The organism is Neobacillus sp. 19 (assembly GCF_049463095.1).
Classification (GTDB): domain Bacteria; phylum Bacillota; class Bacilli; order Bacillales; family Cytobacillaceae; genus Neobacillus.
This window is the reverse complement of record NZ_JBMPZU010000017.1, coordinates 1-18,433: the sequence shown is the minus strand read 5'-3', so window position 1 is coordinate 18,433 and position 18,433 is coordinate 1. Positions and strand designations below refer to the sequence as shown.

The 18,433-nt window shown below is 41.2% G+C and carries 20 protein-coding genes; 6 read left to right on the top strand and 14 right to left on the bottom strand.

Features of this window, described 5'->3' with window-relative positions; all coding sequences use genetic code 11:
- Positions 1-4: 4 nt before the first annotated feature.
- Positions 5-1,720, bottom strand: coding sequence for a sensor histidine kinase (locus ACO1D1_RS03395; protein ID WP_423334949.1), 1,716 nt, complete (start codon positions 1,718-1,720; stop codon positions 5-7).
- A 335-nt stretch (positions 1,721-2,055) separates the two neighbouring features.
- On the opposite strand from ACO1D1_RS03395, the gene plsY reads away from it, so the two are divergent.
- On the top strand, positions 2,056-2,676 hold the full coding sequence (gene plsY / locus ACO1D1_RS03390; RefSeq protein ID WP_149868348.1) for a glycerol-3-phosphate 1-O-acyltransferase PlsY: 621 nt from the start codon (positions 2,056-2,058) through the stop codon (positions 2,674-2,676).
- Between the two features lie 37 nt (positions 2,677-2,713).
- Here plsY and ACO1D1_RS03385 read toward each other — a convergent pair whose 3' ends face one another.
- Positions 2,714-3,268 carry a thioredoxin family protein gene (locus ACO1D1_RS03385; protein WP_423334979.1) on the bottom strand — a complete coding sequence of 185 codons (555 nt, stop codon included), beginning with the start codon at positions 3,266-3,268 and terminating at the stop codon, positions 2,714-2,716.
- A gap of 224 nt (positions 3,269-3,492) precedes the next feature.
- Between ACO1D1_RS03385 and putP the strand changes: the two genes are divergently transcribed.
- The gene (gene putP / locus ACO1D1_RS03380; protein WP_423334948.1) at positions 3,493-4,986 is read left to right on the top strand and encodes a sodium/proline symporter PutP; all 1,494 of its coding nucleotides are present in this window, start codon (positions 3,493-3,495) and stop codon (positions 4,984-4,986) included.
- Between the two features lie 137 nt (positions 4,987-5,123).
- On the top strand, positions 5,124-5,558 hold the full coding sequence (locus tag ACO1D1_RS03375; RefSeq protein WP_423334947.1) for a VOC family protein: 435 nt from the start codon (positions 5,124-5,126) through the stop codon (positions 5,556-5,558).
- 526 nt (positions 5,559-6,084) lie between these two features.
- Here the strand turns inward: ACO1D1_RS03375 and gatB are convergent.
- The 3 genes from gatB to gatC are packed head-to-tail and all read right to left on the bottom strand — an operon-like array spanning position 6,085 to position 9,286.
- The gene (gene gatB, locus ACO1D1_RS03370) at positions 6,085-7,512 is read right to left on the bottom strand and encodes an Asp-tRNA(Asn)/Glu-tRNA(Gln) amidotransferase subunit GatB (protein ID WP_423334946.1); all 1,428 of its coding nucleotides are present in this window, start codon (positions 7,510-7,512) and stop codon (positions 6,085-6,087) included.
- A gap of 12 nt (positions 7,513-7,524) precedes the next feature.
- Positions 7,525-8,982: an Asp-tRNA(Asn)/Glu-tRNA(Gln) amidotransferase subunit GatA gene (gene gatA / locus ACO1D1_RS03365; RefSeq protein ID WP_423334945.1), complete on the bottom strand. Its 1,458-nt coding sequence runs from the start codon at positions 8,980-8,982 to the stop codon at positions 7,525-7,527.
- A gap of 4 nt (positions 8,983-8,986) precedes the next feature.
- On the bottom strand, positions 8,987-9,286 hold the full coding sequence (gatC, locus tag ACO1D1_RS03360) for an Asp-tRNA(Asn)/Glu-tRNA(Gln) amidotransferase subunit GatC (protein ID WP_423334944.1): 300 nt from the start codon (positions 9,284-9,286) through the stop codon (positions 8,987-8,989).
- Positions 9,287-9,498: 212 nt separating this feature from the next.
- Between gatC and ACO1D1_RS03355 the strand changes: the two genes are divergently transcribed.
- Positions 9,499-10,158, top strand: coding sequence for a lysozyme family protein (locus tag ACO1D1_RS03355; protein WP_423334943.1), 660 nt, complete (start codon positions 9,499-9,501; stop codon positions 10,156-10,158).
- A gap of 37 nt (positions 10,159-10,195) precedes the next feature.
- Here ACO1D1_RS03355 and ACO1D1_RS03350 read toward each other — a convergent pair whose 3' ends face one another.
- Positions 10,196-10,681, bottom strand: coding sequence for a VanZ family protein (locus tag ACO1D1_RS03350; protein WP_423334942.1), 486 nt, complete (start codon positions 10,679-10,681; stop codon positions 10,196-10,198).
- 91 nt (positions 10,682-10,772) lie between these two features.
- On the opposite strand from ACO1D1_RS03350, the gene ACO1D1_RS03345 reads away from it, so the two are divergent.
- The gene (locus tag ACO1D1_RS03345; RefSeq protein WP_423334941.1) at positions 10,773-11,231 is read left to right on the top strand and encodes an OsmC family protein; all 459 of its coding nucleotides are present in this window, start codon (positions 10,773-10,775) and stop codon (positions 11,229-11,231) included.
- Positions 11,232-11,362: 131 nt separating this feature from the next.
- Here the strand turns inward: ACO1D1_RS03345 and fosM are convergent, their stop codons facing one another.
- From fosM to aceB, 5 genes are all read right to left on the bottom strand, one after another.
- Positions 11,363-11,785: a FosM family fosfomycin resistance protein gene (fosM, locus tag ACO1D1_RS03340; protein WP_423334940.1), complete on the bottom strand. Its 423-nt coding sequence runs from the start codon at positions 11,783-11,785 to the stop codon at positions 11,363-11,365.
- A 17-nt stretch (positions 11,786-11,802) separates the two neighbouring features.
- Positions 11,803-12,162 (bottom strand): hypothetical protein, encoded by a 360-nt coding sequence (locus ACO1D1_RS03335; protein WP_423334939.1) that lies wholly within the window; start codon positions 12,160-12,162, stop codon positions 11,803-11,805.
- Between the two features lie 116 nt (positions 12,163-12,278).
- Positions 12,279-12,710: a YueI family protein gene (locus ACO1D1_RS03330; RefSeq protein ID WP_423334938.1), complete on the bottom strand. Its 432-nt coding sequence runs from the start codon at positions 12,708-12,710 to the stop codon at positions 12,279-12,281.
- Positions 12,711-12,978: 268 nt separating this feature from the next.
- The gene (aceA, locus tag ACO1D1_RS03325) at positions 12,979-14,262 is read right to left on the bottom strand and encodes an isocitrate lyase (protein ID WP_149868336.1); all 1,284 of its coding nucleotides are present in this window, start codon (positions 14,260-14,262) and stop codon (positions 12,979-12,981) included.
- Between the two features lie 51 nt (positions 14,263-14,313).
- Complete coding sequence (gene aceB / locus ACO1D1_RS03320; protein WP_149868335.1) at positions 14,314-15,906, bottom strand: malate synthase A; 1,593 nt, start codon at positions 15,904-15,906, stop codon at positions 14,314-14,316.
- Between the two features lie 198 nt (positions 15,907-16,104).
- Between aceB and ACO1D1_RS03315 the strand changes: the two genes are divergently transcribed.
- Entirely contained in the window at positions 16,105-16,578 is a 474-nt protein-coding gene (locus ACO1D1_RS03315; protein WP_149868334.1) for a GNAT family N-acetyltransferase, read from the top strand.
- Between the two features lie 295 nt (positions 16,579-16,873).
- Here ACO1D1_RS03315 and ACO1D1_RS03310 read toward each other — a convergent pair whose 3' ends face one another.
- The 3 genes from ACO1D1_RS03310 to ACO1D1_RS03300 all read right to left on the bottom strand — a co-directional run.
- Positions 16,874-17,494, bottom strand: a complete 621-nt coding sequence (locus tag ACO1D1_RS03310; protein ID WP_423334937.1) for a precorrin-2 dehydrogenase/sirohydrochlorin ferrochelatase family protein — start codon at positions 17,492-17,494, stop codon at positions 16,874-16,876.
- Positions 17,460-18,185 (bottom strand): sirohydrochlorin chelatase, encoded by a 726-nt coding sequence (locus ACO1D1_RS03305; RefSeq protein WP_149868332.1) that lies wholly within the window; start codon positions 18,183-18,185, stop codon positions 17,460-17,462. The genes ACO1D1_RS03310 and ACO1D1_RS03305 overlap by 35 nt, the downstream gene beginning before the upstream one ends.
- Before the next feature lie 3 nt (positions 18,186-18,188).
- The coding region (locus ACO1D1_RS03300) for a hypothetical protein (protein ID WP_423334936.1) at positions 18,189-18,433 on the bottom strand (245 nt) is incomplete at its 5' end.

The window sequence follows — 18,433 nt, the reverse complement described above, 5'->3', positions numbered from 1 at the left end:
CCCCTTAGCTAATAGATGGAAGAGTGATTATAACGCTTGTACCCTTTTGAATCTTGGAAATAAGTTTTAATCCATATGCTTCCCCAAACTCGCTCTTGATCCGTTGATTTACATTAAGCAACCCTATACTTTTTAGCGCTGAATAAGTGTCTTTATACGTTAATTCCTCATTAATCCTCTTTACTAATTCGTCTTCCATACCCATCCCATTATCTGTAACAATAATACAAATATCCGACTGATCCTTTTCAATAATAATGTTCAGAACTCCTGCTTCTTGATTCTTAAATCCATGTATAAGAGCATTTTCAACTAATGGCTGAACAATTAATTTGGGCACCCTTACATTTTTCAATTCCTTTTCACAATTTATTGAGTAGAAGATTTTATTATCAAATCGGATATTTTGAATCATCATATAATGTTCCGTATATTGCAGTTCTGTCTCAATTGCCACCTTCTCATAAGGCTGATAGACGGAATAAGATAATATTTTACCCAATAATGTACTTAATTTTGAAATCTTCTCTACATCTCCATTTAGCGAAAGCGCTTTAATTGATTGTAATACATTATTTAAAAAATGTGGATTAATCTGATTTTGAAGGGCTCGCATCTGTTCTTTTGAGAGTTTCTTCTGTTCGAGCAATACCTCATCAGATAGCTTCAGCATATTTTGAATCATGTTTTCTGCCGTTCGGGAAAGCATCGAAATTTCTTCACTGCTGTTCTTTTCAAATGTAACCGAGTAGTCACCATTGGCAATTTTATTAAAACTTCTAATTAACTGATTGACGGGATTCAAAATCGTTTTTGAAATAACCCCGGAAACAATGGCAATGATGATACCTGATAGAATAATCATTCCCAAAATAAACAAAAAAACAGTCCTTTTCGTGTCCTGGATTCCTTTTAAGCTTTTGATCCCTAATATGTTCCAACCTGTAGTATTCGTGGTATTCCTAACCACCAATAAATCATCTTCTCCCCAACCCCTGCTTTTTACCAGAAAATTTTCTTCACCCTTCCTGTACTTCCTCTTTATTTCCTCTATTTGCCGATTGGATACACCCGCCAAGTCTGATAAGTGAATCCACTCAGTACCATTATTAATGACTAGCTGTACCCCATTTTCTCCTGTATTTGCTAGAAGGATAGAGGAAATATCAACATCACATAACAGATATGAATTATTTTTGAAATCATACGATACCTTATTTTGGATAGGTGTAACCATCGATATAGTATCTTCCCCTTCCCCATTCAACAGATAGTCCGTAGGATGAAATCCAGAAAAGTAACTGCCGCTAATGGAAACCTTTCCTATATTCTGTAAGCTATTAAACCATTTTTGTCTTGCAAAATCGTAATCTTCCTTTACGTTTCCTTTATAGGAATATAATCCTTTTTGATTACTCCCAATGATCACGGCATTCTTAATATACGGCATGATTTTAAGTTGTTGTAATTTCTCATCTACGTTTCGTTGATTATATAATTCAATCGAATAATCAATTTCCTTTACTTGATTTCGATAGGCGACCGCTGTCCTTACATCCTGATCACTCACGATAAGCCGGGCAACATTCTGTAAACTGCTAAAATACTTATCCAACAAACTTATATTTGATTCGACTGTATTTCTTAAATATTGGTAACTCTGTTCCTGATAACGCTCATTACTGTACTGCATAATAATAATCCCTATCAGTATTATCATGAAAAAAAAGATTAGTGAAAAATACGTCTTCATTTTATATTCCAAGGTATTTCTCTTCTTCATCCATATGATTCCTTTCTTTTATCTAACTAAATTTATTCTACTTTATTTATCTATTGCATGCATTTGGCATATATTATAACAAATGCAATCAGGGTATTAAGAACTAAGGAATATCTTCTCTTTTTCTAGCATAGCTATTAGCAATATGACCTAAAATTGTCTCATGATTGGCACTCCGATACTTCTTAATAATGGAAATACAAAAAAATAATACCATCTAATTATGATAGAATACTAATGGAAAGGTAAATAATTCAAAGGGGGTAATTCATTTGTTCTGGGTGCTTCTTCTTGCTTCCTATTTAATCGGAAGTATTCCCACTGCCCTAATCGTAGGCAAACTGGTCTTCGGGGTCGATATCCGCGACCACGGCAGCAAAAATCCCGGTGCCACCAACACCTTGAGGGTTCTCGGTAAGAAATCAGCTATGTTTGTCCTGCTTATCGATTTGGCAAAAGGAGCCTTGGCAGCGTACCTGCCAATTCATTTTAACCTTAATGCAGAACCACTTTATTTTGGACTTATGGCCGTTCTTGGCCATTGCTTCCCCATTTTTGCCGGTTTCAGAGGCGGAAAGGCGATTGCCACAACCGCAGGTGCACTTTTAATTACAAACCTTCCCTTACTTGTCATTGCCTATGTAAGCTTCTTTTTGGTTATCTTTTTATCAAAATATGTGTTTTTCGGTTCCATCTCTGTTGGCCTAAGCATGCTAATCTATGATTTTATTTCTCCAAAGCTCAATTTTGAACTAATCTTTTTATTATTCTCGTTATTTTTAATTTATCTGCACCGCTCGAACATCCGCAACTTCATCCTAGGCATCGAACCGAAGATAAATGACAAAAACTTAATTAACGATCGAATCCCGCCAAAAAACAGCGGTTTTTGAAAAAAAAATCCCGGCGGAAACTTCCGCCGGGATTTTTTTACTTTACTAGCGCAGCGATAATACTGTTCGCAACGGTCTGCCAAATGTTCGAATCTACTAGATATTCCGCCCGAAGCTGCTTATACACTTCCATTTGCTTCTCCTGGAAATCCGCCGCATCCTTATCCGGCAGCGCTGCCCGTCTTTCCATCACAAGCGCCTGCATTTCAGCCGCCCTTGGCCCCCATACAGCCGCCTCACTGCCATCTTCTTTTATAAAAATGAAGATGGGAATCGCGCGTGACGTGCCATTCGTCAAGTACTGATCCATTAACTCGAGATTTTGATCACGAAGCACAAAACGCAGTTCTATACCCGCCGCCTCGGCTACCCGCATCAAAATCGGGTTGTTCAGCAGCGCATCACCGCACCAATCTTCGGTCAGTACAATTCCACGAAGATTTTGTGCCTGGATTGCTTCGAGCTTCATTTTGTCATCAGCACTTAAAGAAAATTTCTCATAGATCGAAAGCATTTCCTCTTTATTTTGCTTCATCGAATTGATGTACTCGTCCGCAGTCAATCCTTTTTGAAACCAACTATTCAACTCCATCCACATTGCACCTCTTTCATTTTCTTTTATGATAATCGTTTCGACCATACGTTACAAAAGAACTGCTTCATTCATTCTTCTTTATTATTGTACAAGCATTATTTCCTATTTTAAAAAAGCAATATTTTTACACTGGAAATAGAATTGCAAAGTTGATAGAATATTTCCTATATAGAAAATATTATCTAAATTATTTTCTATTTATAATTAGGGAGGGGAAATATATGTCCGATGTTTCACTGCAGCTGGTTTCAATTGGGGTATATATCGCAATGATGTTATTTATCGGCTGGTATTCCTATCGAAAAACAAGCAATCTAACGGATTATATGCTTGGGGGAAGGTCATTAGGACCTGCAGTAACTGCCTTAAGTGCTGGCGCTGCCGACATGAGCGGCTGGCTATTAATGGGCTTGCCCGGCGGAATTTATGTAACCGGTTTAGCCGATGCCTGGATTGCCATAGGTCTAACAATCGGTGCCTATCTAAACTGGCTTTTAGTCGCACCACGTCTTCGATCATATACTCAGGTTGCCAATGATTCGATCACGATTCCAAGCTACCTTGAGAACCGCTTTAAAGACAAATCGAAACTACTCCGTATCGTTTCAGGTATTGTTATTCTTATTTTCTTTACTTTCTATGTATCATCGGGGATGGTTTCTGGGGCTGTATTTTTCGAAAGCTCATTCGGAACAAGCTACCATACTGGTCTTTATATCGTAGGCGGTGTGGTTGTTGCCTACACCTTATTTGGCGGGTTCCTGGCAGTAAGTTATACCGATTTTATTCAAGGATTAATGATGCTGATTGCCCTATTACTCGTTCCAGCAATCGGTATATTCAGCACAGGCGGACCTTCTGAAACATTTGATACCATTCGGGCGATTGACCCTGCAAGACTAGATTTATTAAAAGGGACAACGATGATTGGAATTATCTCAGCAATGGCATGGGGGCTTGGCTATTTTGGCCAGCCGCATATTATTGTCCGTTTTATGGCCATCAAAACGATTAAAGAAACAAAGAGCGCTCGCCGTATTGGCATGGGCTGGATGATTTTCTCACTAATCGGTACGATTTTTACAGGATTAATTGGTATTGCCTATTTCCATAACAATCCACAACATGTCTTAGAAAATCCAGAAACAGTATTTATTGCATTAAGTCAGATCTTATTCCATCCTATTTTTGCGGGATTTGCATTGGCCGCGATTCTTGCGGCGATTATGAGTACGATTTCTTCCCAGTTAATCGTAACATCGAGCGCACTAGTTGAAGATTTGTACAAAGTCGTGATGAACAAAGAGGCAAAGGATAAACATCTTGTTTTCCTAGGAAGAATGGCTGTCCTTTTCGTTGCTGTCATCGCAGCAGCACTTGCTTTCAAACAAAATAGCACCATTTTAGATCTGGTTGCCTATGCATGGGCAGGCTTCGGAGCCTCCTTTGGCCCGATCATTTTATTAAGTCTATTTTGGAAAAAAATTACGAACTGGGGCGCCCTGTTCGGCATGATTGTCGGTGCTGTTACCGTCATCGTCTGGAAAAATGGCGACCTTGGTACGGTCTTTTTCGGTGAATCACTCTATGAAATCGTTCCGGGCTTTATCCTCAACCTGATTGTAGCTGTTGTTGTCAGCTTAATCACGTATAAGAAAAATGAAGCGATCGAGGAGGAATTTGATGAAAGTGTCCGCCTTTTAAAACAAGAATAATAACATTAGAAACACTCGGATTTTCAATTGAAAATTCGAGTGTTTTTTATTTAAATCGAACAGCTTCCCCTACAAGGAGGATATTCAAAAACACATGAAGAACAATAAAAGGAAAAGATCTTTAATGGGGGTATAGAATGATGGTTCCACAGAGAGTAAGCCTACTCACAATAGGAGCATTTGATTTACCTGCTTTACGTGCATTTTACAAATCGCTGGGCTGGGAAGAAACTGAATTTAGCTCTGATCAATACGCGGTCTTTAAGACAGCAGGTGTCCTGCTATCACTGTTCCCAATTGCGGAGTTAGCCAAGGACGCGGGCATTGATCTGCCGCAATCCCCCGAAACCTATCGGGCTGTGACCTTCGCGATAAACGTGGAGAAACCGGCGCAAGTTGACTCAACCGTTGAGGAAATACGTGAAGCCGGAGGGAAAATATTGCGCGAACCAAGTGATGCCTTTTGGGGCGGACGCACGGCCTATTTTGCCGACCCTGAAAACAATCTATGGGAAGTCGCTTGGAATCCAAGCTCTGTCTTTGATGAACGCGGGGCGATGATTTCGTTTTAATTCTAATGGGAGGGTATCTAAGACTTTTTAGATACCTCTTTTTTGTTTTCAGGGATATCTATTTTCAAAAATAGCTTGTAAAAACATCCGTTTTTCTACAGTCTAAAATTCAACAAATATTTTAGTAGTTTTATTAAATAAATCCCGTTATATCAATATTTTAACCAATTTCAATCAAACGATTGTTTGGTAAAAAATATACCAATCAAATGTTTGTTTGAATCCGTAACTAAGCCTTTGATTAAAGGGATTACCCTAGAAAATGATTGCAAATACTGTCGAAATTAGAGCTCCTTTCTTCGCTTTTTCCGCAATCCCTGGCGAACAACTGCCCTTCTCGACTCATCTTACACTCTTCGACAAGGACTTCTATATTTCACTTTCAATTAAACGTTTGTTTGAAAACAGGCCGAATCCTTATACCATATAGCTTTTTCCCGGGAAATTGGTACAAAGAATGTCGAAATCCGCTCGACTTTTTTCTCAATAAAATAGCTGGCAGAGTAGCTTCTGCCAGCTTTCATTTTTATCGCTTTTGTAATTCCTGCTGTAATAATTTATTAACCATTTGCGGATTGGCTTGTCCCTTGGTCGCCTTCATCAATTGTCCAACAAGGAATCCTACCGCTTTATTTTTCCCATCCTTGAAATCTTCAATCGATTTCGGGTTGGCATCGAGCACTTCTGCGATAATTTTCAATAGAGTTCCTTCATCAGAAATTTGTACGAGACCTTTTTCCTTCACAATTTTCTCGGCATCGCCGCCGTTTTCGATTAATTCCAGAAAAACTGTTTTCGCGATTTTCGATGAAATTGTACCGTTTTCGATCAGCTTAATCATTCCGGCAAGTCCTTCTGGCGTTAACGCAATCTGATCAAGCTCTTTTGACTCTGCATTCAAATAAGCAGAAACATCACCCATAATCCAGTTCGAAGCAAGCTTTGCATCGGCGCCGCCGCCAACAGTCGCTTCAAAGAAATCAGCCATTTCCTTCGTAACCGTCAATACCTTAGCATCATACACAGGTAAGCCAAGCTCTTCTATATAACGCTTTTGCCGAGCGTCAGGAAGCTCAGGGATTTCCGCACGAATACGGGCTTTCCAATCCTCATCAATATAGATATCGAGTAAGTCCGGTTCCGGGAAGTAACGGTAATCATCCGAACCTTCTTTGACCCGCATCAGCAACGTCGCACCAGTCGACTCATCGAAACGACGGGTTTCCTGCTCAATGACCCCGCCTGCCGAAACAACTTCCCGTTGGCGTTTTTCCTCATATTCAAGACCTTTTCGAACAAAGTTGAACGAGTTTAGGTTTTTCAATTCCGTTTTGGTACCGAATTCCTCTTGTCCCACCGGGCGAATTGAAATATTGGCGTCACAACGGAGTGAGCCCTCTTCCATTTTACAATCCGAAACACCTGTGTATTGGATGATGGACTTTAATTTTTCAAGATAGGCATACGCCTCATCCGGAGTACGGATGTCAGGCTCCGAAACGATTTCCACAAGCGGCGTCCCTTGGCGGTTGTAATCAACCAAAGAATAACCCTTACCATGGTTCAGCTTACCGGCATCCTCTTCCAAGTGAATTCTCGTAATCCCAATCCGTTTCGTATAACCATTCACCTCAATCTCAATCCAGCCGTGCTCGCCAATCGGCTTATCGAATTGTGAGATTTGGTAAGCCTTTGGATTATCGGGGTAAAAATAGTTCTTACGGTCAAATTTCGTATGGCTGGCAACTTCACAGTTTAATGCCATCGCAGCCTTCATCCCGAACTCAACTGCCTTTTTATTTAGGACAGGCAGCACACCTGGATATCCTAGATCAATGACACTTGTATTAGTATTCGGCTCAGCACCAAAATGGTTTGGGCTTGCAGAAAAGATTTTTGAATCCGTTTTTAACTCGACATGGACTTCAAGTCCGATTACTGTTTCAAATTCCATTGATTTCACCCCCTACAATTCCGGCTTTTGTTTATGGAAATTAGTTGCCTGCTCAAACGCATGGGCAACACGGTAAATAGCTGCTTCGTCAAAATACTTGCCGATTACTTGTAAACCTAGCGGCAGACCTGCATCAAAGCCACATGGAACGGAAATTCCCGGCAAACCCGCAAGATTCAAAGGAATCGTTAAAATATCATTTGCGTACATCGTTAACGGATCCTCGATGTTTTCACCAATTTTAAAAGCTGGAGTTGGCGTTGTCGGCCCAACGATTACATCGTATTTGGCAAACACATCTTCAAAATCCTTCTTAATCAAAGTCCGAACCTGCTGTGCTTTTTTATAATAAGCATCATAATAACCTGAGCTTAACGCAAACGTTCCAAGCATAATACGGCGTTTGACTTCATCGCCGAAGCCTTCTGCACGGGACTTTTTATATAAATCGATTAAGCTTTCCGGATCTGGTGTCCGGTAACCGTAACGCACACCGTCGAAACGGGCTAAGTTCGCTGACGCTTCTGATGAGGAAAGCAAATAATAGGCTGCAAGAGCATACTTAGAATGTGGCAAAGAAACCTCTTCCCATACTGCACCAAGACCTTCAAGTACCTTTAACGCATCTAACACCGATTGACGAACGGCCTCACTGACACCTTCACCAAGATATTCTTTTGGCACCGCAATTTTCAGACCCTTTACGTCACCTGTTAAGGCACTTGCAAAGTTCGGAACATCCACATTCGCTGAAGTCGAATCCATTGGATCAAGCCCAGAAATAGCCTGTAATAAATATGCATTGTCTTCAACGGTTCTCGTAATCGGTCCGATTTGATCAAGTGATGAAGCGAAGGCAACTAATCCAAAACGGGAAACGCGGCCATATGTTGGCTTCATTCCAACCACACCGCAGAAGGAAGCGGGCTGACGAATGGAACCGCCCGTATCAGAGCCTAATGAAAATAGTACTTCTCCAGCCGCGACCGCTGCTGCTGAACCGCCTGAAGAACCCCCTGGCACTCTGTCAAGAGCCCACGGATTACGGGTCTTTTTAAATGCTGAGTTTTCATTTGAAGAACCCATTGCAAACTCGTCCATATTTAGCTTTCCGATAGTCACCGTTTCTGCCTGCTGCAGCTTTTGCACAACTGTTGCGTCATAAATCGGATCAAAATTTTCGAGGATCTTACTCGCACAAGTTGTTCGTAAGCCTTTAGTGACAATATTGTCCTTTACGCCGATTGGCATTCCGAATAATAATCCTTTTTCTGCGCCTGTATTTACCTTTTCATCAAATACCTTTGCGGATTTTCTAGCTTGTTCTTCATCCAACGTTAAAAAAGCCTGGACCTTGTCCTCGACTTGACCAATCCGCTTATATGATTCATCGACTAAATCTGTTACTTTTAGTTCTTTTTTATGTATTAGTTCATGAAGGTCTGAGACCTTATAATCAAATAAACTCATCTTATTAATCCTCCTTTCCCATTATGTTCGGTACTTTAATTTGTCCGTCCTGATGTTCCGGTGCATTTTTCAGTACCTCTTCCCGCGGCAATCCTTGCTGTGGAACATCCTCACGTAAGACATTTTTCATATCAAGCACATGGTATGTAGGCTCCACATTTTCCGTATCCAATTCATTTAATTGCTCAGCAAACGTAATGATGGCATCAAGCTGTTTTGTGAGCTTTTCTGTTTCTTCTTCCGAGATTGCCAATCGCGCTAGGTTGGCAACATGCTTCACTTGTTCCTCTGAAATTCGTGACATTATCCATAACCCCCAATCCCAATGTTATTTTACTATTGATAATATCAAACTTTTCCGCTTTACCGCAATGATTCCTTCTTCAGTATGGGCAATAGTTTGTATTTTTAGATTACTTTTATTGAATTGAGCCTCTATTTAAACGTTTATCACTGACTTTGCTTTAACAAACCATTATAATAGTCCATGCAGAATTGATTTAGGAGAGTTTATTAATGAAAAAACGAAGACGGAAGAAGTTCAGAACCTTTTTCGTGCTGTTTATTATATTTTGTGGTTTGGCGATGTTTCAACATTATTTTCAAAAACAAAATTCCCTTCCCCAAATAGTAAAAAATGATCCATTTGCTGATGTGAAAAAATATAGTCCGCAGATTTACGATGAATTAGCAAAATATCAGCTTGAGGAACATACCCCCGTCCTAGTTGCCTTGATGCAGCAGGAAAGCCACGGAAAAGGCGGGGATCCTATGCAGGCATCAGAATCTGCCGGTCTACCAAGGAACACAATCACAGACCCAAAGCAAAGTATCGAGGCCGGAGTAAAACATTTTCAGAGAGTATTAACCTATGGGAATCAGAAAAAGGTGGATTTCTCCACAATTATTCAAGCTTATAACATGGGGAGCGGGTATATCGATTATGTAGCGGAGCGCGGCGGCAAACATAGCGAGGAACTGGCGAAGGAATACTCACTCCTCCGCGCAAAAGAAAAGCCTACCCTTTATAATTGCGGCGGAGATAAAAATAATTTCCGCTATCCCTATTGTTATGGTGATTTCACTTACAGCACAAAGGTAGCGAAAAACATGCAATTGTTGGTTGATAGTGTTCCAGTAAATGCTAGTGAAAAACCAACCAATGGCTCCTTTTAGAGAGCGCATTGGTTGGTTTTTTTATATTATTTTACCCCTAAGAGGCGTTTTCTTTATTTTTCGATTGAATGAATAGAAAAGCAAGTTTAATAGGCAGGTAACCTAATATCCCGCCAATGGTATTCAAAATCAAATCATCCACATCAAAGCTGCCAAATTCAAATACTAGCTGCAATAGTTCGAACGTCAGGCTTAAGCTAAAGGTGGCAACGGTTATAGCGCCAAGCTTTTGAAACTTTTTCGCCAGTAATGGTAAGATAAATCCGAAGGGCATAAAACCGATGATATTCCCTGCTACATTCTCAATCCGGATATTTAAATTGATATCTGCTAAAAACAGATAAAAATAGATGGTTTTAAAGGGGACGAAATTATTTGATCGCCAGTGGTATTCATCATAGGTAAAGTTAAAGTGATTAACAATTTCAGATAACGGGATGTATTTAAACAAAATTAATTTTGAAAGAATCGCTAAATATAAAAGAAGAATTAGAAACATAGTCATTTTAAAGATAATTTTCATTTATCACTGCTCCATTTTAAACATATCAAAATAACCATACCATATTTTCCAAATGACGTGGGAGCAAAACTAGAATTGGAGGAAATATAACATGGCAGAACATATTTTCCACTTAAAAGCCAACTGGCCGGGATTACGGAACGATGTTGGGGAAATCGAGGCCGCGAATTTAAAAACTAAAGTCTCCATACCGCCGGAAATGGACGGACCCGGTGTCGGCACTAATCCCGATGAGATGCTGCTTGGGGCCGCGGCAACCTGCTATATCATTACCCTTGCGGCGATGATGGAACGCAGCGGTCTTGAGAAGGTAGGTTTAACAATGGAATCTGAGGGAATTGTTGATGTAACTAGAGGAGTTATAACCTATAAAAAAATTATCCACCGCCCTCGTATTGTCTTGAAGCCTGGAGCTACTGAAAAAGATGTTGAGATGGCGTGGCGGCTTGCTAAAAAAGCGGAAACATCCTGTATGATTAGCCGCGCTGTTCAAGGGAATGTGATTGTTGAACTGGACGCGACGGTGGAGATAGCAAATATATTGGGCTAGGGCTTCATGAGGACAGTTTCGGCTCCTGGTTGACGAGTTTTGTCCTCATGAACGCCTCATGAGGACAATTTCATCTCTTGCTCGACGTTTAATGTCCCCATGAACACTCTCCTAAAAACTTAGTCCCTTTTTTAATTGTAAAAATCCATATACCCTTTTTCCTGCTTATAAAAATCCAATCGATCCTGCAATGTTCCTGTATGAAACTCAAATTTATGTCCATCCGGGTCGGTGAAATAAATTGATTTTTTATCCCTTTCATCTCTTGTCCGGCCAGGCAAAATATTGACATTCAATCTCTCTAGTTTCTCAACCATATTTGAAAAGTCCGCTTCTTCGATTGAAAATGCAATATGGGTATACGACTGGTCTATTTCATTACGAGGGATTTCTTTTTCTAGATTAAGAGCAAGCCACAAGCCATTTAAATCAAAATATGCAGTACCTCTCCCCCTCACCAAAAGCTTCGCATCAAACACATTTTGATAAAATTCAATCGATTGATCCAAATTGGAAACGGAAAATAATAAATGATTTATTCCTTTTATCGTCATACTCTCACCTTTTTAAATTAATATCCCTTGTTATATTCCTTCCGCAGCTCAGCATTCTGCTGAGCCCAAAGTAACAGCTTTGTTTTTTCAAAATATAGATTACCTTCTACCGTAATATAAGGCAGCATCACACCTTCAAACCCTCCATTTGTCTCCAAATCCTTTTTTTCACTAGCGATAATCATTTGCAATTCTTCGGATGAAAAACCTAGAAATTTCGACGCACCATCTAAATCAAGCATGACACTGCCTTCCACTGCATCTTTATTTATTGGCTCGGTTGAAGCGGGTAAAGGTTTAAAAGCAATCAAAGAACAGCCAATAATTATTCCTAGAGAGATGATTAATGATGACAGCCATAGTGATTTTTGATTCAAGAGCTCTTCCCCCATTTATACACTTGTATTATCTTAATTTTACGATAATTAATTGCCATTTTGTCTTAAAAAAATAAAAAATGTGCAATTCTAAATTTGAATCACACACTTCTCATTTACCATTTAAATATCTTTGAAAATAGTCCCTTTTTTTCCTGAGGCTTTTCTAAGTTTAGGGCTTTTTTTGTGATAAAAATTTCCTCTTTGTCAATCGCGTAGGGCATGGCTAATAGTAAGCCAATCTCAGTGTCGTGCTCTTTGTTTGTGACGATCTTATGATCAATCTTTCGTTTCGTGGCCAATTTAACATACTTTGATAATTCCTCATAGCTCATGTTTCCATTTAGAAAAAGCTGTGCCCCTGGATTTTCCTTCATCGACTGCTCAATTTGCGGATAAACCTCGGCTTCAGCCACCTGGTTCTTATACAGAGCAACAATGATTCGTTCTCTTATCGTCCCTAAGTATTTGCGCCGCTCATCCGGTTTTGTTTCTAAAGTGCCATATATGCCTTGCTGCAAGACCTCGTCAACGGTAGGTTTCTTCAAAAAAATCAACTCCATTTAAAGGCTACTATTATCTATGATCATACCCTAAAAAGTGTTCCAAACCAAAATTAGGAATCGGGATGGGGGAAAAGTGGCTATCCGACAGTAAACTCGGCTTATTCGATAGTAAACCCATGTTATCCGACAGTAAAAACAGTCTAACCGACAATAACCACAACTTATCCGACAGTACCACCCTACACACCTTCCGATACCCTCTTAACAAAAAAAATCCTCCTCTCCCAATCGGAGAGAAGGATACTGATCATTATTTAGAACCTGTGAATTGTTCTTCTTCCGTAGAACCCTTCAGGGCTGTTGTTGAAGATGTTCCACCTGTAATCACCATTGATACTTGATCAAAGTAGCCTGTTCCAACTTCACGCTGGTGGCGTGTAGCAGTGTAACCATATTGCTCGCTGTCGAACTCCGCTTGCTGCAATTCAGAATATGCCGCCATGCCGCGCTCTTTGTAGCCGCGGGCAAGTTCGAACATGCCGTGGTTCAATGCATGGAAACCGGCAAGGGTAACGAATTGGAATTTGTAGCCCATTTTACCAAGCTCTTGTTGGAATGTGGCAATTGTTTCTTGATCGAGTTTCTTTTTCCAGTTGAAAGATGGTGAACAGTTGTAAGCCAATAGTTTGCCAGGGAACTGCTCATGAATCGCTTCGGCAAATTGTCTTGCCTCCTCAATATTCGGCTCAGAAGTTTCACACCAGATAAGGTCGGCATATGGTGCGTAAGCTAAACCGCGGGCAATCGCTTGATCAATTCCGGCTTTCACACGGAAAAATCCTTCCGGTGTCCGTTCGCCAGTAATGAACGGGGCATCATTCATATCGATATCACTTGTAATTAAATCAGCAGCATTAGCATCCGTACGAGCAACTAATACAGTTGGAACACCCATAACATCGGCAGCCAAGCGGGCAGCAATCAAGTTGCGAACCGCCGTTTGTGTTGGCAGCAATACTTTACCGCCTAAGTGGCCGCACTTTTTCTCAGATGATAGCTGGTCTTCAAAGTGAACCCCTGACGCACCGGATTCAATCATGCCTTTCATCAATTCAAAGCAGTTTAGCTGTCCGCCAAAGCCTGCCTCGGCATCGGCAACAATCGGAGCGAACCAATCGATAGAGTCATCACCCTCTGAATGCGTGATTTGGTCTGCACGCTGAAGGGCTTGGTTAATGCGCTTGACAACACTTGGCACGCTGTTTGCTGGATATAAGCTTTGGTCGGGATACATATGACCGGAAAGGTTGGCATCGGCCGCAACCTGCCAGCCGCTTAGGTAGATCGCTTTCAAGCCTGCTTTTACTTGCTGAACAGCTTGATTTCCCGTTAGGGCACCTAGGGCATTAATATACTCTTCCTCATGTAACAGTTTCCATAGTTTTTCAGAGCCTTTGCGAGCCAACGTATGCTCAATGTCAATCGAACCGCGCAGCTTGATTACATCTTCTGCCGTGTATGGTCGTGTAATCCCCTTCCAACGGCTATCCATTTCCCAGCTTTCTTGTAATTGGTCTACTCTTGAATTTGTCATTTTAAAATCCTCCTATCAATCTATTAAAATTTTTTTTAAAATAAACGCTTTTTAAAGTTGCTCATATCCAGGTAGTGTTAAAAAATCTACAAACTCATTATTGATAATTAACTCGTCATATAGTTGAACTGCCTCATCAAACCGGCCATTCTCAAAGCCTAGTGCCCCAATTTCCCGTTTGATTCTTTCTAGTTCCTCATCCTTTAATTGCTCATACATTTCCACGGTTACTTTCCTTCCGTCATCTAAAACGCCTTTCGGATGGCGGATCCATTGCCAAAGCTGGGCACGGGAAATTTCAGCCGTTGCCGCATCCTCCATTAAGTTATAAATGGGTGCCGCGCCTCTGCCGGATAACCACGAAGCTACATATTGAATCCCAACATTGATATTGGTGCGGACACCCGCTTCAGTAATTGTTCCGCCCGGTACCTCAAGCAAGTCTTGCGCTGTAACGGTAATTTTCTGTTGTTTCGCGGTGTGAATTTGATTCGGCGTTGGCATTTCGCGGTCGAACACTTCCATTGCCACCGGCACGAGTCCTGGATGTGCGACCCATGTGCCGTCATGCCCGTCACGTGCTTCCCGTTCTTTATCAGCGCGGACTTTCGCAAAGGCTTCTTCGTTTGCCTGCGGATTATTTTTCACCGGAATTTGTGCAGCCATTCCGCCCATTGCCGGTGCCTTGCGGCGATGACAGGTTTGAATTGTAAGTAATGAGTATGAGCGCATGAATGGTGAAGTCATCGTGACTTGAGCGCGATCCGGTAAAATGACATCCTTTTGGGTGCGCAGTTTTTTAATAAAGCTGAAAATATAATCCCATCGGCCGCAGTTTAAGCCGGCTGAGTGTTCCTTTAACTCATATAGAATCTCATCCATTTCAAACGCCGCCATGATGGTTTCGATTAATACCGTAGCTTTGATTGTTCCTTGTGAGATTCCAAGCTTTTCTTGTGCATAAACAAACACATCGTTCCAAAGCCGGGCTTCTAAATGGCTTTCCAGTTTTGGAAGGTAGAAGTAAGGGCCTGTGCCTCTTGCCAGCAGATTTTTTACATTATGGAAAAAGTAAAGCCCGAAGTCGAAGAAGCTTCCCGAGATAGGCTTGCCATCTAATCGCACGTGCTTTTCCTCAAGATGCAGTCCGCGCGGTCTTGGGATTAGGACTGCTGTTTCTTCATTTAACACATATTTTTTTCCATTTGGGTTTTCAAACGAAATCGTCCGATTTACTGCATCCCGTAAGTTGATTTGTCCTTCGACGGCATTTTCCCATGTCGGTGAAGTGGCGTCCTCGAAATCAGCCATAAACAATTTTGCCCCTGAATTTAAGGCATTAATAACCATTTTCCTGTCAGTCGGCCCGGTAATTTCTACGCGGCGGTCTTGAAGGTCTTTTGGCAGCGGGGCCACCGTCCATTCCCCAGTGCGAATATACTTTGTTTCAGGAAGGAAATCAGGTAGTTTACCGTTATCAATTTCCTCTTGGCGTTTTTGTCTGTACTGTAACAGTTCAATTCTTCTCTCACCAAAATTACGCTCCAATTCTTCAATAAAATTTAAAGCCTCTGGTGTTAAAATCTCATCGTACTGGGCCTTCAATGCCCCAACCACTTCAATACCTGTCGTTTGCGTCGACATGAACTAGATCACCTCTTTGTTATAATACAGTAACTGTCCTCGTTTTGTATTATATAACACACTTTTCAAAAATGGAACTACTTTTCTGAAAATTTTATAAAAATAGGTAAATTTATCCGTCTGTTATATAATAGACCTTGATATATCACCATTTCACGACGCGGGTACTTTTACCTATTTGAGCTTTGGAGGGGTTTTATGCGGTTATTTGTGAAGAAAATGGATGAAATCTTTGCTGAGGAATTTTTGACTTGGAAATACGAAGCACCTTATGATTTTTACAGTAATGAATATAGTGCGGGGGCCATAGCGGAGTTATTAAATGGCTCGTATTCTGTTATTTTAGATGATCAAAATAAAATATTTGGCTTTTTCTGTATTGGGGAATCTGCTCAGGTGCCGATTAGTAGTGATTTTGAGATCTATGCGAAAGGTTATGTAGATGTTGGCATTGGGATGAATCCAGTGTTTACGGGGCAAGGACGGGGGCTTTTGTTTTTTTCATTTATTTTAGATTATATTAAAGCGAAGTATGGAGACACGCCTATTCGCCTTACTGTGGCGGCTTTTAATAACCGAGCCATCCATCTTTATGAAAAAATCGGGTTTGTGAAGGAGAAGGAGTTCATTCATGGGGATGTTTTGTTTATTACGATGATCCTTATTGAATAACTTAAAAAATAACGTTGGTTTAGAGCCTTTATTAAGGACAATACACGCTGTCTATTCGCTGAAATTTTCTTTAAAGACCTTTATTAAAGACAAAACCCACCTGCTATTCGCTGAAAATGTCTTCAAGAGCCCTTATTAAAGACAACACTCACTGCTATTCGCTGAAATTGTCTTTAAGAGCCCTTATTAAAGACAACACTCACCGGAATATCGCTGAAAATGTCCTTAAGAACCCTTATTAAAGACAACACTCACCGGAATATCGCTGAAAATGTCCTTAACGGCTATTACTGATTCAGAAAGTCAATTCTTGATATAGCCGCTGAAAGTCTCCCTCACGATCGCGGCTGCTAAAGAATTCATCGCTCGCAATGGCCGTTAACAGTTTTCTTTTTAACGTGGAATCCGCCACTTCCCTAATTATCCACTTCCGCTTAATAAAAAGAAATTCGAGGTAGTCTTCATAAGACTGATCAAACTCTTGCTCCAGTATATTGCGGATTCTCCTGGCTAGGATTGGGCTGGCCCCTCCAGTTGAAACCGAAATTGATAAACGTCCGCGTTGCACAACGGCCGGAAGATGAAAGTCTGAGTCATCCGGGTCATCTGCCACCATGACAAGCTGCCCGGGTACGGCTGATTCCTTAATCAAACGATTCACCATCTTATCGTTCGTTGCCGCAAAGATCATAAAAGCGGCTTGCAAATCTCCAACACAAAATGGACGCTGCACCCACTCAATGTTTCCATCGCAAGAGAGCCTTTGTAATTCCTCCGACGCTTCCGGGCTGACCACCACTATATTGGCTCCGGTGCCAAGTAAGCCGCTAACCTTCCGTTCAGCCACCTTGCCGCCGCCAACCACAACCACTATTTTCCCTTCAAGCTGTATCATAATTGGATAAGTTGAATTCATACTGCACCTCTGCTACCCGTTTTTCAATAAGCGGAATCAACTTTTCAACAAAACCAACCGGTTTGCAAAAATTAATATCGTCGCCCGCCCACTCTAGTTCTCTCTTCATTTTGACGGTATAGCCTCCGGAAAACAAGAAGTGAGGCAGAATAAAAATTTTCCGGCCCGCTAGATTCCTCACCGTATCATGATAGAAAGTAGGAGTAGTGACGAAGCCCGTGTGAACATGACACGCCAGTTTCTGAGCTAAATCTAATGCTAGTTTTTCAAATTCAATCGCCGCCTCAGGAACACGGCTTCCATGGCCCACCAACAGCACCGCCTCATTCGCCTGTTCACCGAAACCTGCTTCAGCCAGCCTGTCTGCAAGAATGTCGACCATAATAGCGTCAACACCAAGTGGTTTTCCATAATGAAAAACTATATTTGGATAACGTTCAAGTTCTACCGGAATATCAAAATTGGCATGAATCCCTGGAAGTAAGAATACAGGGACTACTGTAATCTCACTTGCCCCTTTTTCGATACATGCTTCAATGGCTTGTGCAGCCGACGGCTCAGCGTGTTCTAGAAAACCATAGGCCTGTTGGGGAGCCGAAGCCTTCTTCATGACTTTTTTAATAAAATCAATAAATTTCCCATTCGCTTTGCTCAGCCTACTTCCGTGTGCGATATAAATAATGGCTTCCATATCTCACGCCCCCTCATACGTCTGGCCCGCCAAATATTCAACCAAGGATTCCTTCGTCGCTTTTTCCGGCATTCCATGGAATGGGAGCCGGCAGCTTCCACCACTGTCATTGTTAGCTTTCCCATGCTGACTGAGCCTGGCGCACGAAAAACGCGAAAGCGTTTCACGATAAATGCGAAAACGCCTATCTAGGTTGTTGGGTTTGGGGTTAAATATCGGCTTCAATAACCGAACGAAGTACAAAACAT

Coding starts and splice junctions, on each gene's coding strand:
- aceA (WP_149868336.1), bottom strand. CDS start 14,262: ATGACAAATTCAAGAGTAGACCAATTACAAGAAAGCTGGGAAATGGAT.
- fosM (WP_423334940.1), bottom strand. CDS start 11,785: ATGACGATAAAAGGAATAAATCATTTATTATTTTCCGTTTCCAATTTG.
- ACO1D1_RS03310 (WP_423334937.1), bottom strand. CDS start 17,494: ATGAATTCAACTTATCCAATTATGATACAGCTTGAAGGGAAAATAGTG.
- ACO1D1_RS03385 (WP_423334979.1), bottom strand. CDS start 3,268: ATGGAGTTGAATAGTTGGTTTCAAAAAGGATTGACTGCGGACGAGTAC.
- aceB (WP_149868335.1), bottom strand. CDS start 15,906: ATGTCGACGCAAACGACAGGTATTGAAGTGGTTGGGGCATTGAAGGCC.
- ACO1D1_RS03375 (WP_423334947.1), top strand. CDS start 5,124: ATGATGGTTCCACAGAGAGTAAGCCTACTCACAATAGGAGCATTTGAT.
- ACO1D1_RS03355 (WP_423334943.1), top strand. CDS start 9,499: ATGAAAAAACGAAGACGGAAGAAGTTCAGAACCTTTTTCGTGCTGTTT.
- ACO1D1_RS03395 (WP_423334949.1), bottom strand. CDS start 1,720: ATGATAATACTGATAGGGATTATTATTATGCAGTACAGTAATGAGCGT.
- ACO1D1_RS03315 (WP_149868334.1), top strand. CDS start 16,105: ATGCGGTTATTTGTGAAGAAAATGGATGAAATCTTTGCTGAGGAATTT.
- gatB (WP_423334946.1), bottom strand. CDS start 7,512: ATGGAATTTGAAACAGTAATCGGACTTGAAGTCCATGTCGAGTTAAAA.
- gatA (WP_423334945.1), bottom strand. CDS start 8,982: ATGAGTTTATTTGATTATAAGGTCTCAGACCTTCATGAACTAATACAT.
- gatC (WP_423334944.1), bottom strand. CDS start 9,286: ATGTCACGAATTTCAGAGGAACAAGTGAAGCATGTTGCCAACCTAGCG.
- ACO1D1_RS03305 (WP_149868332.1), bottom strand. CDS start 18,185: ATGGAAGCCATTATTTATATCGCACACGGAAGTAGGCTGAGCAAAGCG.
- ACO1D1_RS03350 (WP_423334942.1), bottom strand. CDS start 10,681: ATGAAAATTATCTTTAAAATGACTATGTTTCTAATTCTTCTTTTATAT.
- ACO1D1_RS03345 (WP_423334941.1), top strand. CDS start 10,773: ATGGCAGAACATATTTTCCACTTAAAAGCCAACTGGCCGGGATTACGG.
- putP (WP_423334948.1), top strand. CDS start 3,493: ATGTCCGATGTTTCACTGCAGCTGGTTTCAATTGGGGTATATATCGCA.